We start from the raw sequence: 18677 nt of genomic DNA, 5'->3' as shown, positions 1-18677 counted from the left end.
ACAACGGTGGAAGCTAAGAAATTATAGCTCTGCGTTGTGGTAAACCTGCTGAACGTCGTCACAGTCATCTAGAAGATCTAGGAATTTCTGGAACTTCTCAGCATCTTCACCCGCTACTGGAGTGTGAGTTTGAGGAACGAAAGTGATTTCTTCCACATCGATCGTTAGATCTGGGAACGCACCATTTAGTGCTGTTTTCGTCTTGAAGAACTCTGTATGAGGAGCGAATACAGTGATCACACCGTCTTCTAGCTCAACGTCAGTTACGTCTACATCTTCCATCATTAGCGTTTCTAGGATGATTTCATCATCGTCGCCTTTGAACTGGAATACCGCTTGGTGATCGAACATGTGAGAAACTGAGCCCTCAACACCAATTTTCGCACCCACTTTAACAAAGCATTGGCGTACATCTTGGAAAGTACGGTTGCCGTTATCGGTCAGACAGTCAACGATAACACTAGTACCGCCAGGGCCGAAGCCTTCGTAGCGCGCTGGTTGGTAATCTTCACCACCGCCGCCACTCGCTTTGTCTAGTGCTTTGTCGATAACGTGCGCTGGTACCTGATCTTTTTTCGCTTTCGCGATCAGGTGGCGAAGAGACAAGTTCATGTCTGGGTCACTACCGCCGTTTTTCGCGCACATGTAAATTTCTTTACCGTATTTGGAATAAACTTTAATTTTCGCGCCTGCAGTTTTCGCCATAGAGGCTTTGCGCACTTCAAAACTTCTTCCCATCGGGATGTCTCTCTAAATTCAAATTTAATGCGAAGGATTTTAGCAAAAAGCGAAACCTTTTCAATTTCGCTTAGCAAAGGAATGGGGAGGTTACCTCATTCGCCACATAGTTTTATACCGTTGTCACGATTCGCGTTAAGCGACACCCATTACTCGTTTGTACTTTTCGACCGATTGCTGAAAAAACGCTTTTTCATCAGCATCGTTAATCTTGGACAACTGTTCTTCTATTGCTTCAGGACCAGATTTGGCCTCTCTGAGCTTCCAAACCAAAAACGACGCTTGTTTATCCAGTTCGATTTTGTTTTTTTCATCAGGCGGCAATAGGGATAGATTGAACGACATTTACAGCCTCAAGGTACTTTAAATACTAGCCGCGCACTATAGCATACAGAGTTACAATTGCAGAATAGAAACGCACTTAACTTGATCAATTTCAAGTTAACTATTTGGGACCCGCACTGATTTTCAGTGCTTTTGGTAAAAACTGCTCGAATATTTGATGCAACCGATCTTTGGTCACAGGTTTGGCGACAAACTCATTCATACCGACGTCAAAGCAATGTTGTTGATCTTCCTTAATAACATTGGCACTCAACGCAATAATGGGAACGTGTTTCCCCCACTCTCCCATTTGTCGAATACGCTCAGTAGTAATGAAACCATCCATCACTGGCATTTGGCAATCCATAAACACCAAGTCAAAAGCTTGCTTCTCACATAGCTGAAGCGCTTCTTCACCATGATTTGCGACGCTCACTCGAACGCCGAGCTTTTCCAACATAATACGCACGACTTTCTGGTTTACGATGGTATCTTCAACAATCAATACCCAAGGTTGATTGTCATGCTGGAGGCTGGTTTCATTATCTTCAACTTTTGGAAACGTCAAAACATTAGGTCGTTCCGTGTAGGTAGACCGTGCTTTTACTACAACTGGAATCGAAAACTCAAAACAACTACCAAGCCCCAACTCACTTGTCAGTTGGATTTCTCCTCCCATTAAGTTCACCAACTGAGCACCAATCGCCAAACCAAGGCCGGTACCACCGTACTTTCTGGTTGTACTGCCATCGGCTTGTTGGAAACGTTCGAAGATCGCTTGTTGGTTCTCTTTCGCAATACCAATGCCAGAGTCAACGACGCGAAATCGAATCATGGCGACATCATGCTCTTGACGTGTTAACTCAACAAGAAGCTTCACATGACCACGATCAGTAAATTTGATCGCGTTGCTCAACAAATTGTTCAATACCTGTTTTAAGCGTGCAGCATCACCTTGCACTTCCGCTGGCAAGTGAGGATCAATATCGCTAAGCAATTGCAGATTCTTCTGCTTGGCTTTGACGGTATGTAAGCTGATCACATCATCCAAAATACGGCGCAGATCATAGCTCGCATTTTCTAATTCGACTTTACCTGCTTCGACTTTAGAAAAGTCGAGAATATCGTCGATGATCGTCATTAAAGAGTGAGAAGAACTATCGATGATCTCTACAAACTCTTTTTGCTGAGGATCGAGTTTGGTGTCACCCAGTAATGAAGCGACACCAATAATGCCATTCATCGGTGTTCGAATTTCATGGCTCATAGTGGCAAGAAATTCACTTTTTTTGCGGTTGGCGACTTCCGCTCTATCTCTTTCTTCTTCAAGCTCAGTCTGATGTTCACGGACTTTCTCAACGCTTCGGTTGTATTTCTCCGCCAACACGCTCACTTCATCAAAACACCAACGCTTTGGGAGCGTAACTTTGCTTGGGACCTTCCCGCCACTAAAATCGCTCACGGCGCCGGAAAGCAGTTGGAGAGGATTGACCAAGAGGCGGAAGGCGACCCAAAGCACGCCAATTATGAGCAATAGGATCTTGATCGCTTCTGTCGTGAGCAAGAAAAAAAATTGTTGCCAAAGATCTTCATAAATCGAGCTCAGATCCGCCTGAACAGTCAATGTCGCCAGATCATAGGTTTTATCACCAACACGATATTGCATCGGCCAACTTCTTTCTACGACATCCTCAGAAAGTGCGGTGCCCAGTTCGACGATAACTTCATCTTCATTAGCGATACGTAAATAATCCACAGAGGGCATGCGCATTGCGCCCTCTGCTTGAGTGAGTAACAGCTCCCTATCCTCCACCCATAAGCTGGCAGAAAAGCTCGATAAGTAACTGGATTCGACCTGCTTTAGCTCGACGTGCAAATGGGCTAAATCTTCGTTAAAAACTCGATATAAACTCACAGCGGAAATGATGACAGTAAAGATTAAACTCAACGTTAGCACCGCCAACATAAGTTGGTTGCCGATACTAAATCGACGTTGAGATCGCTCTTTTTCATCCATATGAAATCGCTCCGATAAACTTGCGCTACTCTAAATATAGCCACGCGTAAATAATAATCGAGGATACGATGAAAAGACTTCTACTTAGATTGGCTTTTAGTTTTATTGCGATAGGAACTTATGCTACTGCCGCTGAAGTGAATTATTACGTTATCGCCGACCAAGCAAGGCCATTTCAAATAGAACAACAGGGGCAAATGCATTCCGGGATTGTGACTGACATCGTCAGTGCCATTTTCGCTGAATCAGATTATCAGGTGAATTATCATACTTATCCGTTTAAACGAATGATCTCCATATTAGAAGAAGGTGGCGAACCAAACTGGCTAACTTACGGCAGCCCAAATTGGGGCAAGGTGCAATCAGAAAACTTGTCTGAAGAGCCCATTTACACTGTAAAACATGTATTGGTCTCTAGTAGTGAGAAACCGTTAGAGTTCAAGAATATGGACACCATGCATGGCCGATCTATCGTATTACTACTCGGTTTTGATTATCCGAATTTAATCCCATTCTTTGAGGATGGTAGTGTGAATGAAATACGCGTTAAAGACTATGATGCCGCATATCGAGTGATTACCCGAACACCAGGAGATACAGCCTTCGTCGAAATGGAATCACGCGTTATGTACAACTTAAAACGCCTCAATTTGTCGCTAGAAGATTTTCATATCCAATCTTTCGACTCAGTCATCCCTGACTACTCGATCTATTTGGCCTTTTCGCCCCAAATGCAGCCAGAAACTCAGGACTACATCAATATACGTTTGGCTGAGTTAAAAACATCGGGCGAAATTGATGAGATCATTCAAAGATATCAATAAATGACCTAACGAATGAAAACGCCAACGATTCTATCGTTGGCGTTTTCATCTATTGAGACATAGATGATGCTTTACTTGGTGTGATTGACAAACTTAGGATCAAACATGTGCCCTAATTTACTCGCCTTAGTTTGCAAGTAGTGTTGATTGCTCGGATTATTACCTTCTTGCAAGGGCACACGCTCAATGACGTTGATATCAACCGCTTTTAATGCAGCCAGCTTACGTGGGTTGTTCGTCATTAGTCGCACCGCATCAATGCCCAAATGCTCTAACATCCCTTTACAGAATGCGTAATCACGCATATCGGCAGCAAAGCCCAAACGTTCATTGGCTTCTACAGTATCAGCGCCATCGTCCTGGAGGTGATAAGCTCGAATTTTATTAATCAAGCCAATACCACGTCCTTCTTGACGCAAATAAAGCAGTACACCACATCCCTCTTCGACAATATTTTGTAGCGCCCTGTTGAGCTGAAAACCACAGTCGCAACGCGTACTAAACAAGGCATCGCCAGTAAGGCACTCCGAATGCAACCGAATAAGCGGTGCAGCGCTGCTTGCAGGCTCTCCATACACGAGGGCAAGATGCTCTTTGTTCGTGGCGGTTTCAACGAAGCCATACATCATAAATGTGCCCCATTGGGTCGGCAATTTGGCTTTATCGATGAACTTCACGAGATTGTAGGGTTCGACATGTCTCAGCTCAGCCCGAACGTTCATCAGAATTTCTCCTAAATGATTTTCTCCTTTACCGTCTCCCCCATCCCCCCAAAAGGCATCTTTGTGAGAATGCTCTGTAAGACAAGCGTTACCCGTTCTCATTAACTGCTGCGCTAAAGGTGGATTTTGCAGAAACTTTTCTCTAACGATGAAAGCCATAACGGCCAGCTTCATATCCTCCCAGTCACTTCTGACGAAATGTTCGTATTTTCGGCTTAAGGCGAATGCTTCATCGGGAGTGCTCGCGTGTTGAATTTTGCTTTGTAACTGCGCATCGAGGAACTTTTGGGCTTGATAATAATGTTCGCTGGTGGGCCAAGTTTGGGAGGATATATTGACTGGGGCATGGCAAAAATTGGAAAGAAAACCGTGGGGCTCATCGGGCTCATAAAAAAGGATTTGGTCAACCATACTCGCGCTCCTTGCTTTGTGGTCGCGATAATCAACAAAAAGCATATCGCTATTGATATATCTTTTAGTAACGCTAGGTAAGATTGTCAAACTTCTACACAGATGAAAATGAGTTTGGATCTAGAACTTTTTAGGTGAAAGAGAGGTGAATTAGAACGTTTGGATAAGAAAAATAAAGAGATGTGAGATGTTGTAGTGAGACGCTATGGCTAAAATGGAGCGAAAAATAAAAAGGGCAGCCCGACGACTACCCTATGGATTGCTATACCAAACTAGAGCAATCAGTGTATCAAGCCAAGCTCCCTTGCTTCTTCAATGGTCAATCCACTTTCACGGATTTCACGTAGCGCTTCAATGCGTCTTCTGGCTTCTGCTGATTTCACTGTTTTCTCAGGCTTCACAACGGCTTCTTCATCAGGTAATTCCCATTTGTGAGCGATGTTGGTCATCTCGTCATGGTCGATAGAATTAATGGACATATTTCCTCCGAACACACCATGTTTTCGATGCGTAATCTATAGCAAAACAGGAACGAGGTGGTAAGAAAAACTGTAGGGAAATGTGACCCCTCCCGCCCTTTCGTTAACTCCTTAATAGATCCATCATTTAAGTTTTGCCAAGGGGCAAATTTACGATTAGATTTGAGTAATTCCCCCTAAGAAAAGTGTGCTGATCCAGCTCTCAATTCTCGTCTTCCTTGACCTCATTAACAACGCCGGATACCACTTTTTATTTCGCCTAACTTTCGAGTCACTTCACTGATTCGCCGCTTGCCACTTTCTAAAAACCATCACACCTGATAATGATAATAATTATCTTTTACATTGGTAAGGTGTTTATATGGATGGTATTAACTTAAATCATGCATACCACAATAATCCGGTCATCCAGATCCGAGATTTATGCGTCGATTACATCACCGATAATGGTGATTTCAATGCGGCAAAATCCGTCAGCTTCGATATCGGCAAAGGGGAAGTATTTGGGCTTGCTGGTGAATCGGGATGTGGCAAAAGCACGATCGCATTCTCGATCAACCGTCTCCATAAGCCGCCAGCGTTCATTTCTGGCGGTAAAATATTGTTTGATGGCAAAGACATTCTTAGCCTCTCAGATTCTGAGCTAACCGCTCTGAGGTGGAGTGAAATCGCCATGGTGTTTCAAAGCGCGATGAACTCACTCAACCCTGTCTTAACGATCCAAGAGCAATTCGCAGATGTATTGCGTCATCACCAAGGACTCACCAACGCTCAAGCGAAAGATCGAGCAGAAAAACTATTGGACTTGGTCAATATTCCACGAGAACGGTTAACGGAATACCCTCACCAATTTTCAGGTGGAATGCGTCAGCGCTTGGTGATTGCTATTGCTTTGTCTTTGAACCCCAAGCTGATAATTATGGATGAGCCCACAACCGCTTTAGATGTGGTGGTACAAAGGGAGATTTTACAACAAATCTACCAGCTTAGAGATGAATTTGGCTTCTCAGTACTCTTTATTACGCACGACTTGGCGCTGATGAGCCAATTGTGTGATCGCATTGCCATCATGCGGCATGGAGAAATCGTCGAAGTCAATCAGGCATACGAAATTCGCAATAATCCTCAACATCCCTACACACAAAAGCTATGGGCTTCTTTTCCAAACATCCACGACGTCCACAAACAACCAGAGCGACTAGGAGCGCAATCATGAATCAGCCTATCATCCAAATGAAAAACGTGATTAAAGAGTTCAGAGTAGGCGGTGGTTTAGCGAAAGAGGAAACCTTCCGTGCGCTCCAAGGCGTGAGCTTTGATCTGTATGCAGGAAAAACGCTGGCTTTGGTTGGAGAATCAGGCTGCGGTAAAAGTACGTGTGCTCGCTTGATCACTAAAGTCTATCCGGCAACAGAAGGCGAGATCCTTTTCAATGGCACTAATATCAATGAGATTACGTCACGTTCAGCGCTCCAAGAGTATCGCAGTAAAGTACAAATGGTGTTTCAAGATCCGTTTGGCTCACTCAATCCAACTCATACCATTCGCCATCATCTCACACGCCCTTTAAAGATTCATAAGCAAATCAAAAGTGAACGTGACATTCCTGCCCGTTTGGAAGCGCTTTTAAATTTGGTGGAACTACCTGAAGAGACATTAAATAAGTTTCCTCACGAGCTAAGTGGTGGACAACGTCAGCGAGTAAACTTAGCACGTGCTCTCGCCGTCGGTTCGCAAATCATTCTTGCGGATGAGCCAACATCGATGTTGGATGTCTCCATTCGCCTAGGCGTACTGAATCTAATGCAGCGCATGAAGCAAGAGCTAGGAATCGGCTTTTTGTACATTACTCATGATTTGGCGACCGCACACTACATCGCGGAAGAAACAGCTGTGATGTACAAAGGGCAAATCGTTGAATGGGGTGATACACACTCAATACTGAAGAATCCGCAGCACCCGTACACCAAACTATTGATTTCAGCCGTTCCCGATCCAGATCTTCCTTTTGGTAACTTAGTGAAAAGTGAGCCAAACTATTCGATAGATGCCGATGAAATTCGTAGTCGTAGCAGCATCATTGTCGACGAATTTGATCAAATAGGACCCAATCACTATGTAAAACAATGGACTGAGGCTGCGTAATGGAATTGAGGACTTGGCAAGATCAGATCGCCATGTGGTATGAACATCGGAAGCATGATCAAGTTGAAAAACTGGAAACGCTCTTATATCAAGCGCCCGACGGCGTGTTTGGCCCAGAACTGAACGAAGTTCAAAGCAAAGCGATTGCTTGCTGGCTAGACGGCTGTTTGCGTGTGTTTCAACATGCTAGGTACCGAGATCCTCAAAAAGCGTATCGAACCTTGCTTTACACGAGCGCAAAGCTCGAGCAAGCGGCATGTCAGGTATCGACCGATATTCTGATCAAAGATTGGTGTTTAAAGCGACTTCAGCACCTTACCGTTTTAGCTTTAGAGTTTTGTAATCAGCAATGCGATCAAAATGAGTGGCAACAACAAGCACATAACTTAATCGAGTCGCATGTTGCTTTGATGCGTTCTTTACATTGGAATGAAGCCAAGAAGCATGATCAAGGTTTATCTCATTAATCTGGAAAAATGATCAAGGCTTACTTTGAGGAATTTGAGGTAAAAAAAAGCGAGTTTCCTGAGGAGAAACTCGCGAAGTCTATTCAGAATGAATGTAACAATATGAGCCAATCTATTAATCATCAGAAAGGACAAAAGGTTGTCTATTCGTTATAAATAGTAGTCTCAGGCTTAGCTCCTAATGTCAGTGATTTGTTAGAGTTAAGTCTGTTTTTTATCATCGAAAGACATTGTTACATTTCAAATCAATACGCCACGCCTATTGCTTGATACACATCAAGCAACGCTTTTAAATCGCCATTTCATCCAGAGCGCGGAATACCATTTCATCCATATGGCCATCGAAGATTTGACGGCACACTTTCCGACGTACCGCTAATCCAGCAATCAAGCGCTCAATGGTAAGGTGCTTAACATCATTTTGGGTGTTAAACAGCTCGACGGTTTTGCTTAATGTCTCATAAGGAATTGGCTCATCCCCTACCCTTAGCCAATCAAGCTTCTCTATGTAATCAGAGCACTCTTCTTTGATTGAGGCATACGAGTGCCCTGTCATCGCAGATAAAGCCGTTATACTGCGTTCTAGAGCCTCTGGTGAAGTATATTTAGATAAAGTAATGGTGATCTCGTCTGCATTGATCTCTACCAGGTGTTTTCTTTGCTTCACGCGGCGGCCTAAATTCCCTCTTGGAGATGGCGCTTTGCGTTGGATAGGCTCAAATTCGCCGTCTATGATGCCTGAGAGCTCTTCAAGCTGTTGTCGGGTAACCATCTCATTACGAAGTGGGTTTGGCAGCGTAGGCGCCATGTTACGCTTTCCTGCGTTGGTTGTTCGCGCACGTGAATAACGTAAGACTTCTTCCACATCGCATTTTATATCGATCTGGTAGTCCATCACTTTGTCATTCTCGATCATAGTTTCGATCGTCAGGTGATAACCCCACAAATTCACGACAAACAGCTCATCCGTTCCCTTACCATCCGATAAACGCTTCAGCTCTCGGATCAAATCCATCGAGAATCGTCGCCATTCGATGTTACGTGCCAGCTTCTGGTTTAATTCACTCAGCAGCATGCAGTCAGTATGACGACGCACCATGCGGCTACGGAAGAAAGAATACAGTTGGAATACCAAAGTATGTTGCTTCAAGATCTCTGGTGGGAACAAGAAGAAATAATCACGCGTTAATAGTTCTTCATAAAACGAAGGCTCCCAAACCAAAATGTACAAGTTTGGCTTGATACGAATTTCACCATCGCTTCCCTCTACAGGCGCTTCTTCAGACGCAGTGATGGTTCGAGCAAGAAAACGAAAACGATCACTTTTGAATCCTTCTGGCATGTTTTCACTTAGCCAACGACCAGTAAGTTCATGCAGCTGGAAATCGGTAAACTCAATACGATCAATGCTGTCGCGAATAGAATCACGTGCTGGACCACTGTCTTTTTTGCCTCGAAGCGACAAAATATCAGTAATGTATAACGGCGTCTTGTTCGGCACGTGTGCTGCGTCGAGTTGATACTGATCTTTGTGATGATCATGGTATTGCACGGTCAACGTGAACAGAGCAAACAAGGTCATCAGATCATCCACAGTCATGATATTTTTGGATGATCGCGTTTCAATAACCGCTTTGGTGCCAGAGATCGACACCATGGATTTCTGATAACTTTTTCGAGTTCTTGGTGGTGCAAGTGCTTGGTCAATGATCCCAGCCCAATTCGTTGGAGACACGACAAATTGATCGGCTTCATCTTTCATCGTTGGAGGGGTATTCAACCCATGTTCATTCAACAAACGCTTGTTCACTTGGGTTTGAGCCAATGCTTTTGAACGTTTTTGCTTTTCGTTTTGGCGTACTTTGTCTGTAACAAGACTTGTTGCACCCAACACTGAAATAAGCTGATTAGGATTAACAAACTTATGTAACATCGTCTTACCAGCAAGTCCTTCTTCAAACCGCACTGGAGTTTGAGTAAACAAACCAATGTTTACTGCTGCACGTAAGCGTTGTTGCAGAGCTGCACGAGTGAGTTGTCCGTCCGTTGCTTCCACAATCTCTGTGGTTGAAACCAATCCATCTTTGCTGCTGAAACCTCGCAATGAGATCAGATTAAGCAACTCTAAGATGCTTTTGGTCACCCCTTTGAAATGTTGGTACTGCTCTACCCAATCTGCAGAGGATTCATGTACCTCAAAAAGATGGCCATCCTTATGGCTTCTAGGTGCTTTAATCAGAATTTTTTCATCAGCCGTCATTTTAGATCCAGATCACACTAGCCGTAGTTGTGCTATGGTTCCGAAGAATAAAGAAAAACAGATCATAAATAAAGAAAAAAGATTGTTTTTTAAATAACTGATCTTTTTGATTAATCTGATCTTAATTGATTATATGATCTAATGATCTGGCTATCGTTTTCCCGCTAAGTCCATGTTCTATAAAGTGATTATTTTCATGCATGTCGGAACTATGATCATGTTAATTCTGAAACTATGATCAACAATAGCCTGAAAGCATGATCACATTTGCTCGTAAGCATGATCATTAAGTTTATGAAAAGATGATCAAAAGAGTCTTGAAACGATGATCATGATGTTTTTACAGGTTATCCACAGATGCTGTGTTTAATAATGATCTTAATGAGGATTTTATTGAGCATTGTCGATGTTATTGATACTCGGATCGATGATCAAGAGCTGAGATAGCTATCGTTCTGGAGACAATATTGATGATAAATTACGCATGTGATGAAAATACATCCAAGTAGCTCTTATTCCGCAGTAAAACCTAGTTTCGGACTATTCTTAGGAAGCATGATCATGAGAGTAAGATTTATCATAGTCACTTGAACAATTTCATTGTTCCGGCTTCTCTATCCACTAATTTCTTCTCCATCCCCCATTCTGACTGCATTCAACCGTAAATTAGAGACAAAAACTCATGCTTCCGAGAGATTCTATAGCTTGATCATATTTCCGATTGATGGATCTTATTTAATCCGCGTGTTTACACCCTCGTCTACTCTATTTTTCCATGATCATGCTTTCGTATTTGTGTTTTATCATGGAAGCATGATCATAAGCATACCTTGATCATACTTCCATAGGAACATCACTTGAACTGCCCTTTTTGGCTCGGATACATGATCAAGGTTGTTATTAGCGTTCATGTTGAAAGATTGCTTTCTATTTTTTGTTTAAATTAGGTTGGCCTAACATAATCCGTAATTTAGCTTAAGAATATAATCGTTCCGGTAGAAAATTGATTTACATTGTAAATGAGTGACGCTGTAACACTTTTGTTTTTAAGTTTAAGGTGTCCATTTATTCGAAGATTATTTAATTAAAAATAGTTATGTTTTTTACCATAAATCATAAAAGCGTCGATTTGAGTGTTTTTTTATGTGATGGTTATTCAAAATGTTCGTGCACCTTTTTGTTGTTTTTGGTCTTTACTGCTGTACAATTGCAAGCATAAATCCTTCCAACGGAATTTGGCATGAAAAGAGAAAAAACGATTGAAAACCTTCTTGAGTTGGCGGAGCTGACTCAGCAGGTTCAAGCTGACCGTATTGAAATTGTTTTAGAAGAGCGAAGCGATAACTACTTCCCACCAATGTCTAAGGCGATGATGGAAACCCGTTCAGGTTTAACTCGTCGTAAGCTCGATGACGCGATTGGTAAGATGGAAGCGGCTGGCCATCAATTTACTAAAAATAACGCGAATCATTATTCAATTACGTTAGAAGAAGCACATATGCTTATGGATGCGGCTGAAGTGCCTAAATTTCATGAGCGTAAGAAGAATTCAGGTAACAAACCTTGGATTATTAACGTGCAGAACCAGAAGGGTGGTACAGGTAAATCAATGACAGCGGTCCATTTAGCGGCATGTTTAGCGCTAAATTTGGATAAACGCTACCGTATTTGTTTAATCGACTTAGACCCACAAGGCTCACTACGTTTATTCCTCAACCCGCAAATCAGCATGGCAGAGCATGATAATATCTATTCTGCGGTAGACATTATGTTGGGTAACGTGCCTGATGGTGTGGAAATTGACAGTGAATTTTTGCGTAAAAACGTATTGCTGCCAACGCAATACCCGAACTTAAAGTCGATTTCAGCGTTTCCAGAAGACGCAATGTTTAATGCTGAAGCATGGCAAACGCTATCTGAAGATCCATCACTCGATATCGTTCGTCTGCTAAAAGAGCAACTGATTGATAAAATTGCTGATGACTTCGATATCATCATGATTGATACCGGCCCACACGTTGACCCACTAGTATGGAATGCGATGTATGCATCAAATGCGTTGTTAATCCCTTGTGCGGCTAAGCGTCTGGACTGGGCTTCAACAGTAAACTTCTTCCAGCATTTGCCTACGGTATATGAAATGTTTCCGGAAGACTGGAATGGTCTTGAGTTTGTTCGCTTGATGCCAACCATGTTTGAGGACGACAATAAGAAGCAAGTTTCTGTTTTAACTGAAATGAACTATCTTCTAGGTGACCAAGTTATGATGGCTACTATCCCTCGTAGCCGTGCGTTTGAAACCTGTGCCGATACCTACAGCACAGTATTTGATCTGACAGTAAGCGATTTTGAAGGCGGTAAGAAGACGCTAGCCACCGCACAAGATGCTGTTCATAAAAGCGCACTGGAATTAGAGCGTGTGCTGCATTCTAATTGGCCGTCATTGAATCAGGGGTAATAAGTAAATGGCTTTGAAAACGTCTGAATTAAACGCGAAATTATTTGGCAAAACGAATAAACGTCGTGTTGTGACTCCACAAGAGGCGCAAACCGCGGCAAAAGAAAAAGCTCAAACGATTGAGCTAGCTGTCGCAGGTGAAAACATTGTTCAGTTTGAACTTGTTCGTATTCCTGCAGAGAAAGTCGCGACAGAAACAACGGTGTTTGTTGATAACGCTCGTGAGCAATCGTTCTTAAACGAACATGCTTTATCTGATGTTTTAGTCACACTCAAAGAGCGTGGCCAACAATATCCAGCGGTGGGTCGTAGAACTAAAGATGGCAAGATTGAAGTTTTAGATGGTAGCCGTCGTCGCATGTCTTGTATCCTCGCGGAGCAAGATTTTTTGGTTTATGTTGCTGACAACATCAATACTGACCATGCAAAGTTTTTGTCTGATGTGGCAAATGCTCACAAGCCGCTCTCTTTGTACGAAAAAGGTAAAGAGATGCAGGCTAAACTAGATAGTGGTGAAGCTGAAGATCAGAAAGCATTGGCGAAAATGTTCCAGTGCAGTGAAGCGTTAGTAAGTGGCGCTTTAAAAGCGGCGGCATTACCGTTAGAACTGCTTCAAGCGTATCCCAATGTCGGCGATCTTGGTCGTCCAACTATCGTGAAACTGCACAAACAGTTTTCAACGCTAACGCCAGAGCAGCAGCAAGAGCTGTTAGATAAATGTCGCTCTAGCGAAGGGTTTTTATGGCAGCGAAGCACAGCTCAAGGCGTTGCTCGTCTGACAAAAGAAGTCACGGAAAGCATCGAAAACTGGATCGCTGAGCTTGCACCAGCAAAACCTGGCAAGAAGACCGAAAAAGTCGACTTAGTAAAAGGTCGAGCAAGCTACAGCCGAAAAGGTAGCAGTCTGGCGTTGAACTTGAAGAAAGTTGACGACAGCTTGATGGAAGAGATTCTTGCCTTTGTGCAAAACAAGCTGCAATAACAAAAGATGATTGAATCAACCGCCTCCGGGCGGTTTTTTTATATCTGCGAAGCGTCAAATTAAAGATGTGATACCATTGCGTCAGTTCAACGTTGGATAGACAAAATGCAGACACAATCTGATTTCCTTTCATCACTTCAACAACAAGCTCACCAATCTTTCCAAAGATTCGGCATCGTCATTCAAGGCGAGTCTTCTTGGCAAGATGCATTGGTGTCAGAGTTCCATAAAACACAGATGTATCAACGTTGGTTTTGTGTCGGCGATTTTGGTTTGGAAAACGCATACAGTGTTTCGCCTAAACAAGGGCACATGTTGTTAGGCAGAGAGTGTGACGTTCTATTGTTTGATGCTCGAAATGGTTTTGACGCAAATAGCTTTACCGCCGCGCTTGGTTCATTGGTTGGCGGTGGTCTTCTTATTGTCATTACTGAGTCGCGACAACCTACGAATTTTGCTCAGCAATGGATGCACAAACAATGGGAGAAGCTCGTTGTTATTGAGCAAGACAAAGCATTGCCAACGGCTCCAGACATCAAGCAAGCAGAAAAAGAAAGCCACTACACGGAACAAGAACATGCCATTTCTCTAATTGAAAAGGTGGTAACTGGACATCGAAAGCGACCGTTAGTTTTGACCGCTGATCGTGGGCGCGGAAAAACAAGTGCCCTCGGCATTGCGTGTGCGAACTTATTACAGCAGAAGCCACTTAGAATCTTAATTACGGCACCATCTATAAAAGCTGTTGAGCCTGTTTACCAACATGCTTTGCGGTTACTTCCTAATGCGCAGCGTATTAGGAAGGACAGATTAGAATCAGGGCAGGGAGCCATTCAATTCATTGCTCCTGACGAACTTCTATCGAGCCGACCTGAATGTGATTTGTTACTTGTCGATGAAGCGGCTGCAATTCCAGTTCCTATGCTTAAAAGCATTACCGAACATTATCATCGACTCGTTTTTTCTACGACTATTCACGGTTATGAAGGTTGTGGCCGGGGCTTTACGATTAAATTTGTTGATTGGCTTCAGAAACAGCGTTCGGGAATGAAAACATGGCACATGACACAGCCCATCCGCTGGAGCATGAATGATGCGCTCGAATCATGGCTCTATGACGCGTTTTTGTTGGATGCGGAATTAACGCACCATCAACTTAACCAGGTCGACTCAATTCCCCTTTCTAAAGCCGATAAGAACGATTTGATATCGCAGCCTAGTTTGCTACGTGAGTGCTTCGCTCTTTTGGTTAATGCTCATTATCAGACCTCGCCGAATGATTTGATTCACCTTTTGCAAGACGACAACAGTCAGCTCTATTTTGCTAAGCAAGATAATGTGGTTGTGGGGGTAATATTAGCGGTCGAAGAGGGTGGGCTTGACGCCGAATTGGTTGAAGAAATTCAGCTTGGTAAGCGTCGTCCTAAAGGACACTTAGCCCCAGTTACGATTGCAAACCACCTAGGATTTCCGAATGTCGCGAAGTTATCGACGCTGCGAGTCATGAGAATTGCTGTTAATCCGGCATTGCAACGAAGAGGCATCGGTCAAAAAATGCTGCAGAAACTTGAGCAAATGGCTGCTAAACACATTGCTTACTTATCCACGAGTTTCGGTGCGACTGAAGAATTGGTCCATTTTTGGCGACAATCGAACTTCCGTACAATTCGCTTAGGGTCAATGCGCGATGCTGCTAGCGGTTGTTATTCAGTCTTAATGGTCAAACCTTGTGATTCCCAACAGACGGCTTGGGTCGACCAATCTCAGGTGCTATTTGAAGAAATGTTGTCTAACAATGTGGCTGACGTCTATCCAAAATTGGAAGCCTCTATTTTTCGATCTCTATTACCGCAACCTTTGGGCATGAGTCCACTTTATCCCGCCAAGCTATTACTAATTGAATGTTATGCTGATGGTGGTAACAGTTATGAGTCCGTGTCTATCTGGCTTCAGCAGTGGTTACTTCATTTAGGATTAAATTCCGTTTCCGACTTGATGATCAGTAGGCTTTTTCTTAACCGTAGTTGGACTGAATGTGCTCAGCAATTTGGGCTACCTGGAAGAAAGCAAGTTGAGCAGCAGCTAAGGGACGAAGTAAAGCACATTTGGAACGATTTACACTGTAAACAATAAGGTGAGATTTACACTGTAAATGAAATTATTAGGAGCTGATTTTACACTGTAAATCCAGCTCCTTTTTATTTCAGTGTGTATTTTGATTGAGCTTTAGGTTAAATCGAAATGCTCTCTTAATATCTGTTTAACCGTTATTGATGGATTACTTTCTTTAGTGACGTGAGCCTTATAATAAGAAATGCGAGGTTTGTTCAGAAAACGGATTTGGGTAGACTGAAAGTGTTGATGGGAAGCAAAGTGGTAAGGGTATGTGGAAGCTGTGTCTTGAGTTATCTGAAGATAAGACCAAGGTGATAGCCCGTCTTCCGGGAGAAGTGGACCTCGGTGGTGAGCTAAATCAAAATGAATTAAACGAGCAGCTCGTCGCAATGAACGCAGAAAAGCTGTTTGTTGTAGAGGGGGAAGTCGTTAGATTCATTAACTGCGCCAAAGAACGTAAAGCCGAAGCTTACGAAGGCATCGTCATTGCAGAAAAACGCAACGCACAAGTTGAGGTCGAATTGTCGAATAATGACATGCTCGCCAGTATGAACGTTGTCGGTGCGTACGGAGGCCGAGGTTTACGTGGCCCCGAGATTGTTCAAGCTCTTGCTCAAGCGCGAGTTTCGAAAGGCATCAACAAACTGGCTTTGAAGAAAGTGTTGGTTGTCAGCACTCAGCTCAAACCTGGCGAAACTTTTTCTCAACCAGTAGCGGTTGGTAAGCAACCTATCAAAGGCAAAGACGCTCTTTTTACTCCTCTCGTTAAAGACATCACCAAACGCATCCTCAAACCCAAAGACGGCCAATCTGCTAGCGACAAAATTGATTTACGTAACCTCGGTGAAACTATCGCGGTTGACGTAGGCGATGAGGTGATGCGTCGCACGCCTGCGACCAAAGGTACGCCAGGTTTTACTGTTCAAGGGCGAGTGATTCCTCCACAAGCTGGAAAAGACAGCCCAATGAAGCCAGGCAAGGGCACCGAGATAAGCAAGCACGACCCAAACCTATTGATTGCATCGGTATCCGGTACGCCTCTGATTAAAGACAAAACCATTGAAGTTGATAACGCACTCTGTCTCAATAGCGTTGGCGTGAATACAGGTCACGTGAAATTCAAAGGGAATGTGATTATCGGTGGCAACATTGAATCCGGAATGATTGTTAAAGCGACGGGCTCTATTACTGTAGGCGGCTTCATTGAATCGGCTGACGTACAAGCGCAAGACGACATTCAAGTTGGTAAAGGGATCATTGGCCACACAGTGAGTGATGGCCAGCCAAAGAGTTGTCACGTCAAAGCCAAAGGTTCGATTCGTGCCAGCTACGCCCAATATTGTGATTTGCAAGCTGGCGAAGATATTGAGTTGGCGGTGCACAGCATGAATAACGATATTGTTTGTGGGCGCAATCTGACGGTGCTGGATGAGAACGGTAGGAACGGTACGCTCAGCGGCGGAGATGCAAAAGTCGGTGACAAAGTGGTGTGCTTACAATTAGGCGTAGAAGGCGACACCGTCACTAAGGTAGAAGCGTTCGCGCGCTATTCTGCATTTAAGGAGCGATTAGCTGAGCTCAAAGATCAATACAAACGCGCTCAAGAAGGAACGATGGATGTGATTCGTAAAGAGCTCGAATTTAAGAAACGTCCTAAAGCCGAACGTACCGACGAAGAACAAGCTCAGATTGATGTGATGAAAACACAAAACAACGAGCAGCTTGAAGCGATAAAGCAAAAGCTAGAACAAACGGAACATGACTTTGAAGTCGCGTTAGAAGAAAATATTGTCGAAGCCAAAGAGCGTGTCTTCACTCGCGTGACGGTGCAGTTTGGCGACGAACAAGTAACGACAAAGCGCACTCATGGCGGTTGTTCGTTCCGTTTCAATCAATACGAAATTAAAGTCTCGGCGAACTTGGAAGAAGAGGACGTCGCTGCGGTTTAAGCTTTCTTACTTACTGAGCCCACATGTCGCAACAAGATGTGTGGGCTTTTGTTTATCTACAATACAAATCGACAATGTGCTCTTGATAGTAGTCCGCAAGCGCACCGACTTGGCTGCTACACATTACTTTCATTGCTTGTTTAATGTGTTCTATTGGCCAGTTCCACCATTGGATATTGAGTAGAGTTTCAATCTCTTTATCGCTGAATCGTTGACGTACGACTTGGTTGTTTCCAACCACCACCGAATAAGGTTGGATGTCTTTCGTCACTAGGGCGCGTGCTCCGATGACGGCTCCATCGCCGATGTTTACTCCAGGCATGATCATCGCCTCACTGCCAATCCAAACATCATTCCCCACCACTGTATCTCCGGCACGCTCGAAACCGTCTTGTACGCCTTCTCCAAATTCTTCAGGAGAGAAGGGGAATGTCGAAATCCAGTCAATGCGATGACCTTGGTTGCCTGCCATCATGAAGGCGGTTCCAGAAGCGATGGAACAAAACTTGCCAATGATTAATTTGTCGATGCTATCGGGTTCTCTACTTTGCCATTCTTGAAGTGTGACGGGGTCACCCAACAAGTAGCGTACCGCTTGCTCTTCGAAGCTTTTTTGATGATAGAAGCCCGAGTAATAGCTGTAATCGCCAACGATGATATTGGGATTTGTGATGTGATCTTTAATGACTTGACCTTTTAACCACGTGTCGAAAACACTCATAACTCATCCTTTCAAATTTAGGTTGTACAGAGTTTAGATGCTTTCTATTATTTCCAGTAGTTTGA

15 protein-coding genes are annotated in these 18677 nt (G+C 43.6%); 8 read left to right on the top strand and 7 right to left on the bottom strand.

Translation table 11 applies throughout. The features are described 5' to 3' along the window. Positions 1 to 21: 21 nt before the first annotated feature. From EX191_RS08835 to EX191_RS08825, 3 genes are all read right to left on the bottom strand, one after another. On the bottom strand, positions 22 to 738 hold the full coding sequence (locus EX191_RS08835; protein ID WP_005392082.1) for a YebC/PmpR family DNA-binding transcriptional regulator: 717 nt from the start codon (positions 736 to 738) through the stop codon (positions 22 to 24). 135 nt (positions 739 to 873) lie between these two features. Further along, positions 874 to 1083, bottom strand: coding sequence for a DUF3283 family protein (locus EX191_RS08830; RefSeq protein ID WP_005374484.1), 210 nt, complete (start codon positions 1081 to 1083; stop codon positions 874 to 876). A gap of 100 nt (positions 1084 to 1183) precedes the next feature. Continuing rightward, the gene (locus tag EX191_RS08825; RefSeq protein ID WP_046875634.1) at positions 1184 to 3079 is read right to left on the bottom strand and encodes an ATP-binding protein; all 1896 of its coding nucleotides are present in this window, start codon (positions 3077 to 3079) and stop codon (positions 1184 to 1186) included. A 68-nt stretch (positions 3080 to 3147) separates the two neighbouring features. Here EX191_RS08825 and EX191_RS08820 point away from each other — a divergent pair, with 68 nt between their 5' ends. Further along, positions 3148 to 3903 carry a substrate-binding periplasmic protein gene (locus EX191_RS08820; RefSeq protein WP_164665988.1) on the top strand — a complete coding sequence of 252 codons (756 nt, stop codon included), beginning with the start codon at positions 3148 to 3150 and terminating at the stop codon, positions 3901 to 3903. 71 nt (positions 3904 to 3974) lie between these two features. On the opposite strand, the gene ribA is transcribed toward EX191_RS08820, so the two are convergent. Both ribA and EX191_RS08810 read right to left on the bottom strand, forming a co-directional pair. Continuing rightward, positions 3975 to 5036 carry a GTP cyclohydrolase II gene (gene ribA, locus EX191_RS08815; RefSeq protein ID WP_074190277.1) on the bottom strand — a complete coding sequence of 354 codons (1062 nt, stop codon included), beginning with the start codon at positions 5034 to 5036 and terminating at the stop codon, positions 3975 to 3977. 281 nt (positions 5037 to 5317) lie between these two features. Continuing rightward, positions 5318 to 5515 (bottom strand): PA3496 family putative envelope integrity protein, encoded by a 198-nt coding sequence (locus EX191_RS08810; protein WP_005392088.1) that lies wholly within the window; start codon positions 5513 to 5515, stop codon positions 5318 to 5320. Between the two features lie 361 nt (positions 5516 to 5876). On the opposite strand from EX191_RS08810, the gene EX191_RS08805 reads away from it, so the two are divergent. The 3 genes from EX191_RS08805 to EX191_RS08795 are packed head-to-tail and all read left to right on the top strand — an operon-like array spanning position 5877 to position 8127. Then, positions 5877 to 6731 carry an ABC transporter ATP-binding protein gene (locus EX191_RS08805; protein WP_193447586.1) on the top strand — a complete coding sequence of 285 codons (855 nt, stop codon included), beginning with the start codon at positions 5877 to 5879 and terminating at the stop codon, positions 6729 to 6731. Further along, positions 6728 to 7660 carry an ATP-binding cassette domain-containing protein gene (locus EX191_RS08800; protein WP_006740905.1) on the top strand — a complete coding sequence of 311 codons (933 nt, stop codon included), beginning with the start codon at positions 6728 to 6730 and terminating at the stop codon, positions 7658 to 7660. Before EX191_RS08805 ends, EX191_RS08800 begins: the two co-directional genes overlap by 4 nt. Further along, a complete protein-coding gene (locus EX191_RS08795) occupies positions 7660 to 8127 on the top strand; it encodes a transcriptional regulator (RefSeq protein WP_104972137.1) in 468 nt (155 codons plus the stop codon). The genes EX191_RS08800 and EX191_RS08795 overlap by 1 nt, the downstream gene beginning before the upstream one ends. 289 nt (positions 8128 to 8416) lie before the next feature. Here the strand turns inward: EX191_RS08795 and EX191_RS08790 are convergent, their stop codons facing one another. Then, on the bottom strand, positions 8417 to 10387 hold the full coding sequence (locus EX191_RS08790; RefSeq protein WP_104972136.1) for a replication initiator protein RctB domain-containing protein: 1971 nt from the start codon (positions 10385 to 10387) through the stop codon (positions 8417 to 8419). Positions 10388 to 11627: 1240 nt separating this feature from the next. Between EX191_RS08790 and EX191_RS08785 the strand changes: the two genes are divergently transcribed. The 4 genes from EX191_RS08785 to EX191_RS08770 all read left to right on the top strand — a co-directional run bounded on the left by EX191_RS08785 (position 11628) and on the right by EX191_RS08770 (position 17891). Further along, positions 11628 to 12845: an AAA family ATPase gene (locus tag EX191_RS08785; protein ID WP_005374503.1), complete on the top strand. Its 1218-nt coding sequence runs from the start codon at positions 11628 to 11630 to the stop codon at positions 12843 to 12845. A 7-nt stretch (positions 12846 to 12852) separates the two neighbouring features. Further along, positions 12853 to 13827 carry a ParB/RepB/Spo0J family partition protein gene (locus EX191_RS08780; RefSeq protein WP_006740903.1) on the top strand — a complete coding sequence of 325 codons (975 nt, stop codon included), beginning with the start codon at positions 12853 to 12855 and terminating at the stop codon, positions 13825 to 13827. Positions 13828 to 13932: 105 nt separating this feature from the next. Further along, positions 13933 to 15960: a tRNA(Met) cytidine acetyltransferase TmcA gene (locus EX191_RS08775; RefSeq protein ID WP_193447585.1), complete on the top strand. Its 2028-nt coding sequence runs from the start codon at positions 13933 to 13935 to the stop codon at positions 15958 to 15960. Positions 15961 to 16211: 251 nt separating this feature from the next. Then, positions 16212 to 17891, top strand: coding sequence for a DUF342 domain-containing protein (locus tag EX191_RS08770; protein WP_193447584.1), 1680 nt, complete (start codon positions 16212 to 16214; stop codon positions 17889 to 17891). 52 nt (positions 17892 to 17943) lie between these two features. On the opposite strand, the gene catC is transcribed toward EX191_RS08770, so the two are convergent. Then, positions 17944 to 18612 (bottom strand): type C chloramphenicol O-acetyltransferase, encoded by a 669-nt coding sequence (gene catC / locus EX191_RS08765; RefSeq protein ID WP_193447583.1) that lies wholly within the window; start codon positions 18610 to 18612, stop codon positions 17944 to 17946. Positions 18613 to 18677: the final 65 nt, after the last annotated feature.

The sequence above is a fragment of the Vibrio chemaguriensis genome, from assembly GCF_012275705.1.
Taxonomy (GTDB): Bacteria; Pseudomonadota; Gammaproteobacteria; order Enterobacterales; family Vibrionaceae; genus Vibrio; species Vibrio diabolicus.
The sequence above is the reverse complement of the archived record's forward strand: the minus strand, read 5'-3'. Positions and strand labels throughout refer to the sequence as shown.

Coding starts and splice junctions, on each gene's coding strand:
- EX191_RS08835 (WP_005392082.1), bottom strand. CDS start 738: ATGGGAAGAAGTTTTGAAGTGCGCAAAGCCTCTATGGCGAAAACTGCA.
- EX191_RS08800 (WP_006740905.1), top strand. CDS start 6,728: ATGAATCAGCCTATCATCCAAATGAAAAACGTGATTAAAGAGTTCAGA.
- EX191_RS08825 (WP_046875634.1), bottom strand. CDS start 3,079: ATGGATGAAAAAGAGCGATCTCAACGTCGATTTAGTATCGGCAACCAA.
- EX191_RS08790 (WP_104972136.1), bottom strand. CDS start 10,387: ATGACGGCTGATGAAAAAATTCTGATTAAAGCACCTAGAAGCCATAAG.
- EX191_RS08795 (WP_104972137.1), top strand. CDS start 7,660: ATGGAATTGAGGACTTGGCAAGATCAGATCGCCATGTGGTATGAACAT.
- EX191_RS08775 (WP_193447585.1), top strand. CDS start 13,933: ATGCAGACACAATCTGATTTCCTTTCATCACTTCAACAACAAGCTCAC.
- catC (WP_193447583.1), bottom strand. CDS start 18,612: ATGAGTGTTTTCGACACGTGGTTAAAAGGTCAAGTCATTAAAGATCAC.
- EX191_RS08770 (WP_193447584.1), top strand. CDS start 16,212: ATGTGGAAGCTGTGTCTTGAGTTATCTGAAGATAAGACCAAGGTGATA.
- EX191_RS08820 (WP_164665988.1), top strand. CDS start 3,148: ATGAAAAGACTTCTACTTAGATTGGCTTTTAGTTTTATTGCGATAGGA.
- EX191_RS08830 (WP_005374484.1), bottom strand. CDS start 1,083: ATGTCGTTCAATCTATCCCTATTGCCGCCTGATGAAAAAAACAAAATC.
- ribA (WP_074190277.1), bottom strand. CDS start 5,036: ATGGTTGACCAAATCCTTTTTTATGAGCCCGATGAGCCCCACGGTTTT.
- EX191_RS08810 (WP_005392088.1), bottom strand. CDS start 5,515: ATGTCCATTAATTCTATCGACCATGACGAGATGACCAACATCGCTCAC.
- EX191_RS08785 (WP_005374503.1), top strand. CDS start 11,628: ATGAAAAGAGAAAAAACGATTGAAAACCTTCTTGAGTTGGCGGAGCTG.
- EX191_RS08780 (WP_006740903.1), top strand. CDS start 12,853: ATGGCTTTGAAAACGTCTGAATTAAACGCGAAATTATTTGGCAAAACG.
- EX191_RS08805 (WP_193447586.1), top strand. CDS start 5,877: ATGGATGGTATTAACTTAAATCATGCATACCACAATAATCCGGTCATC.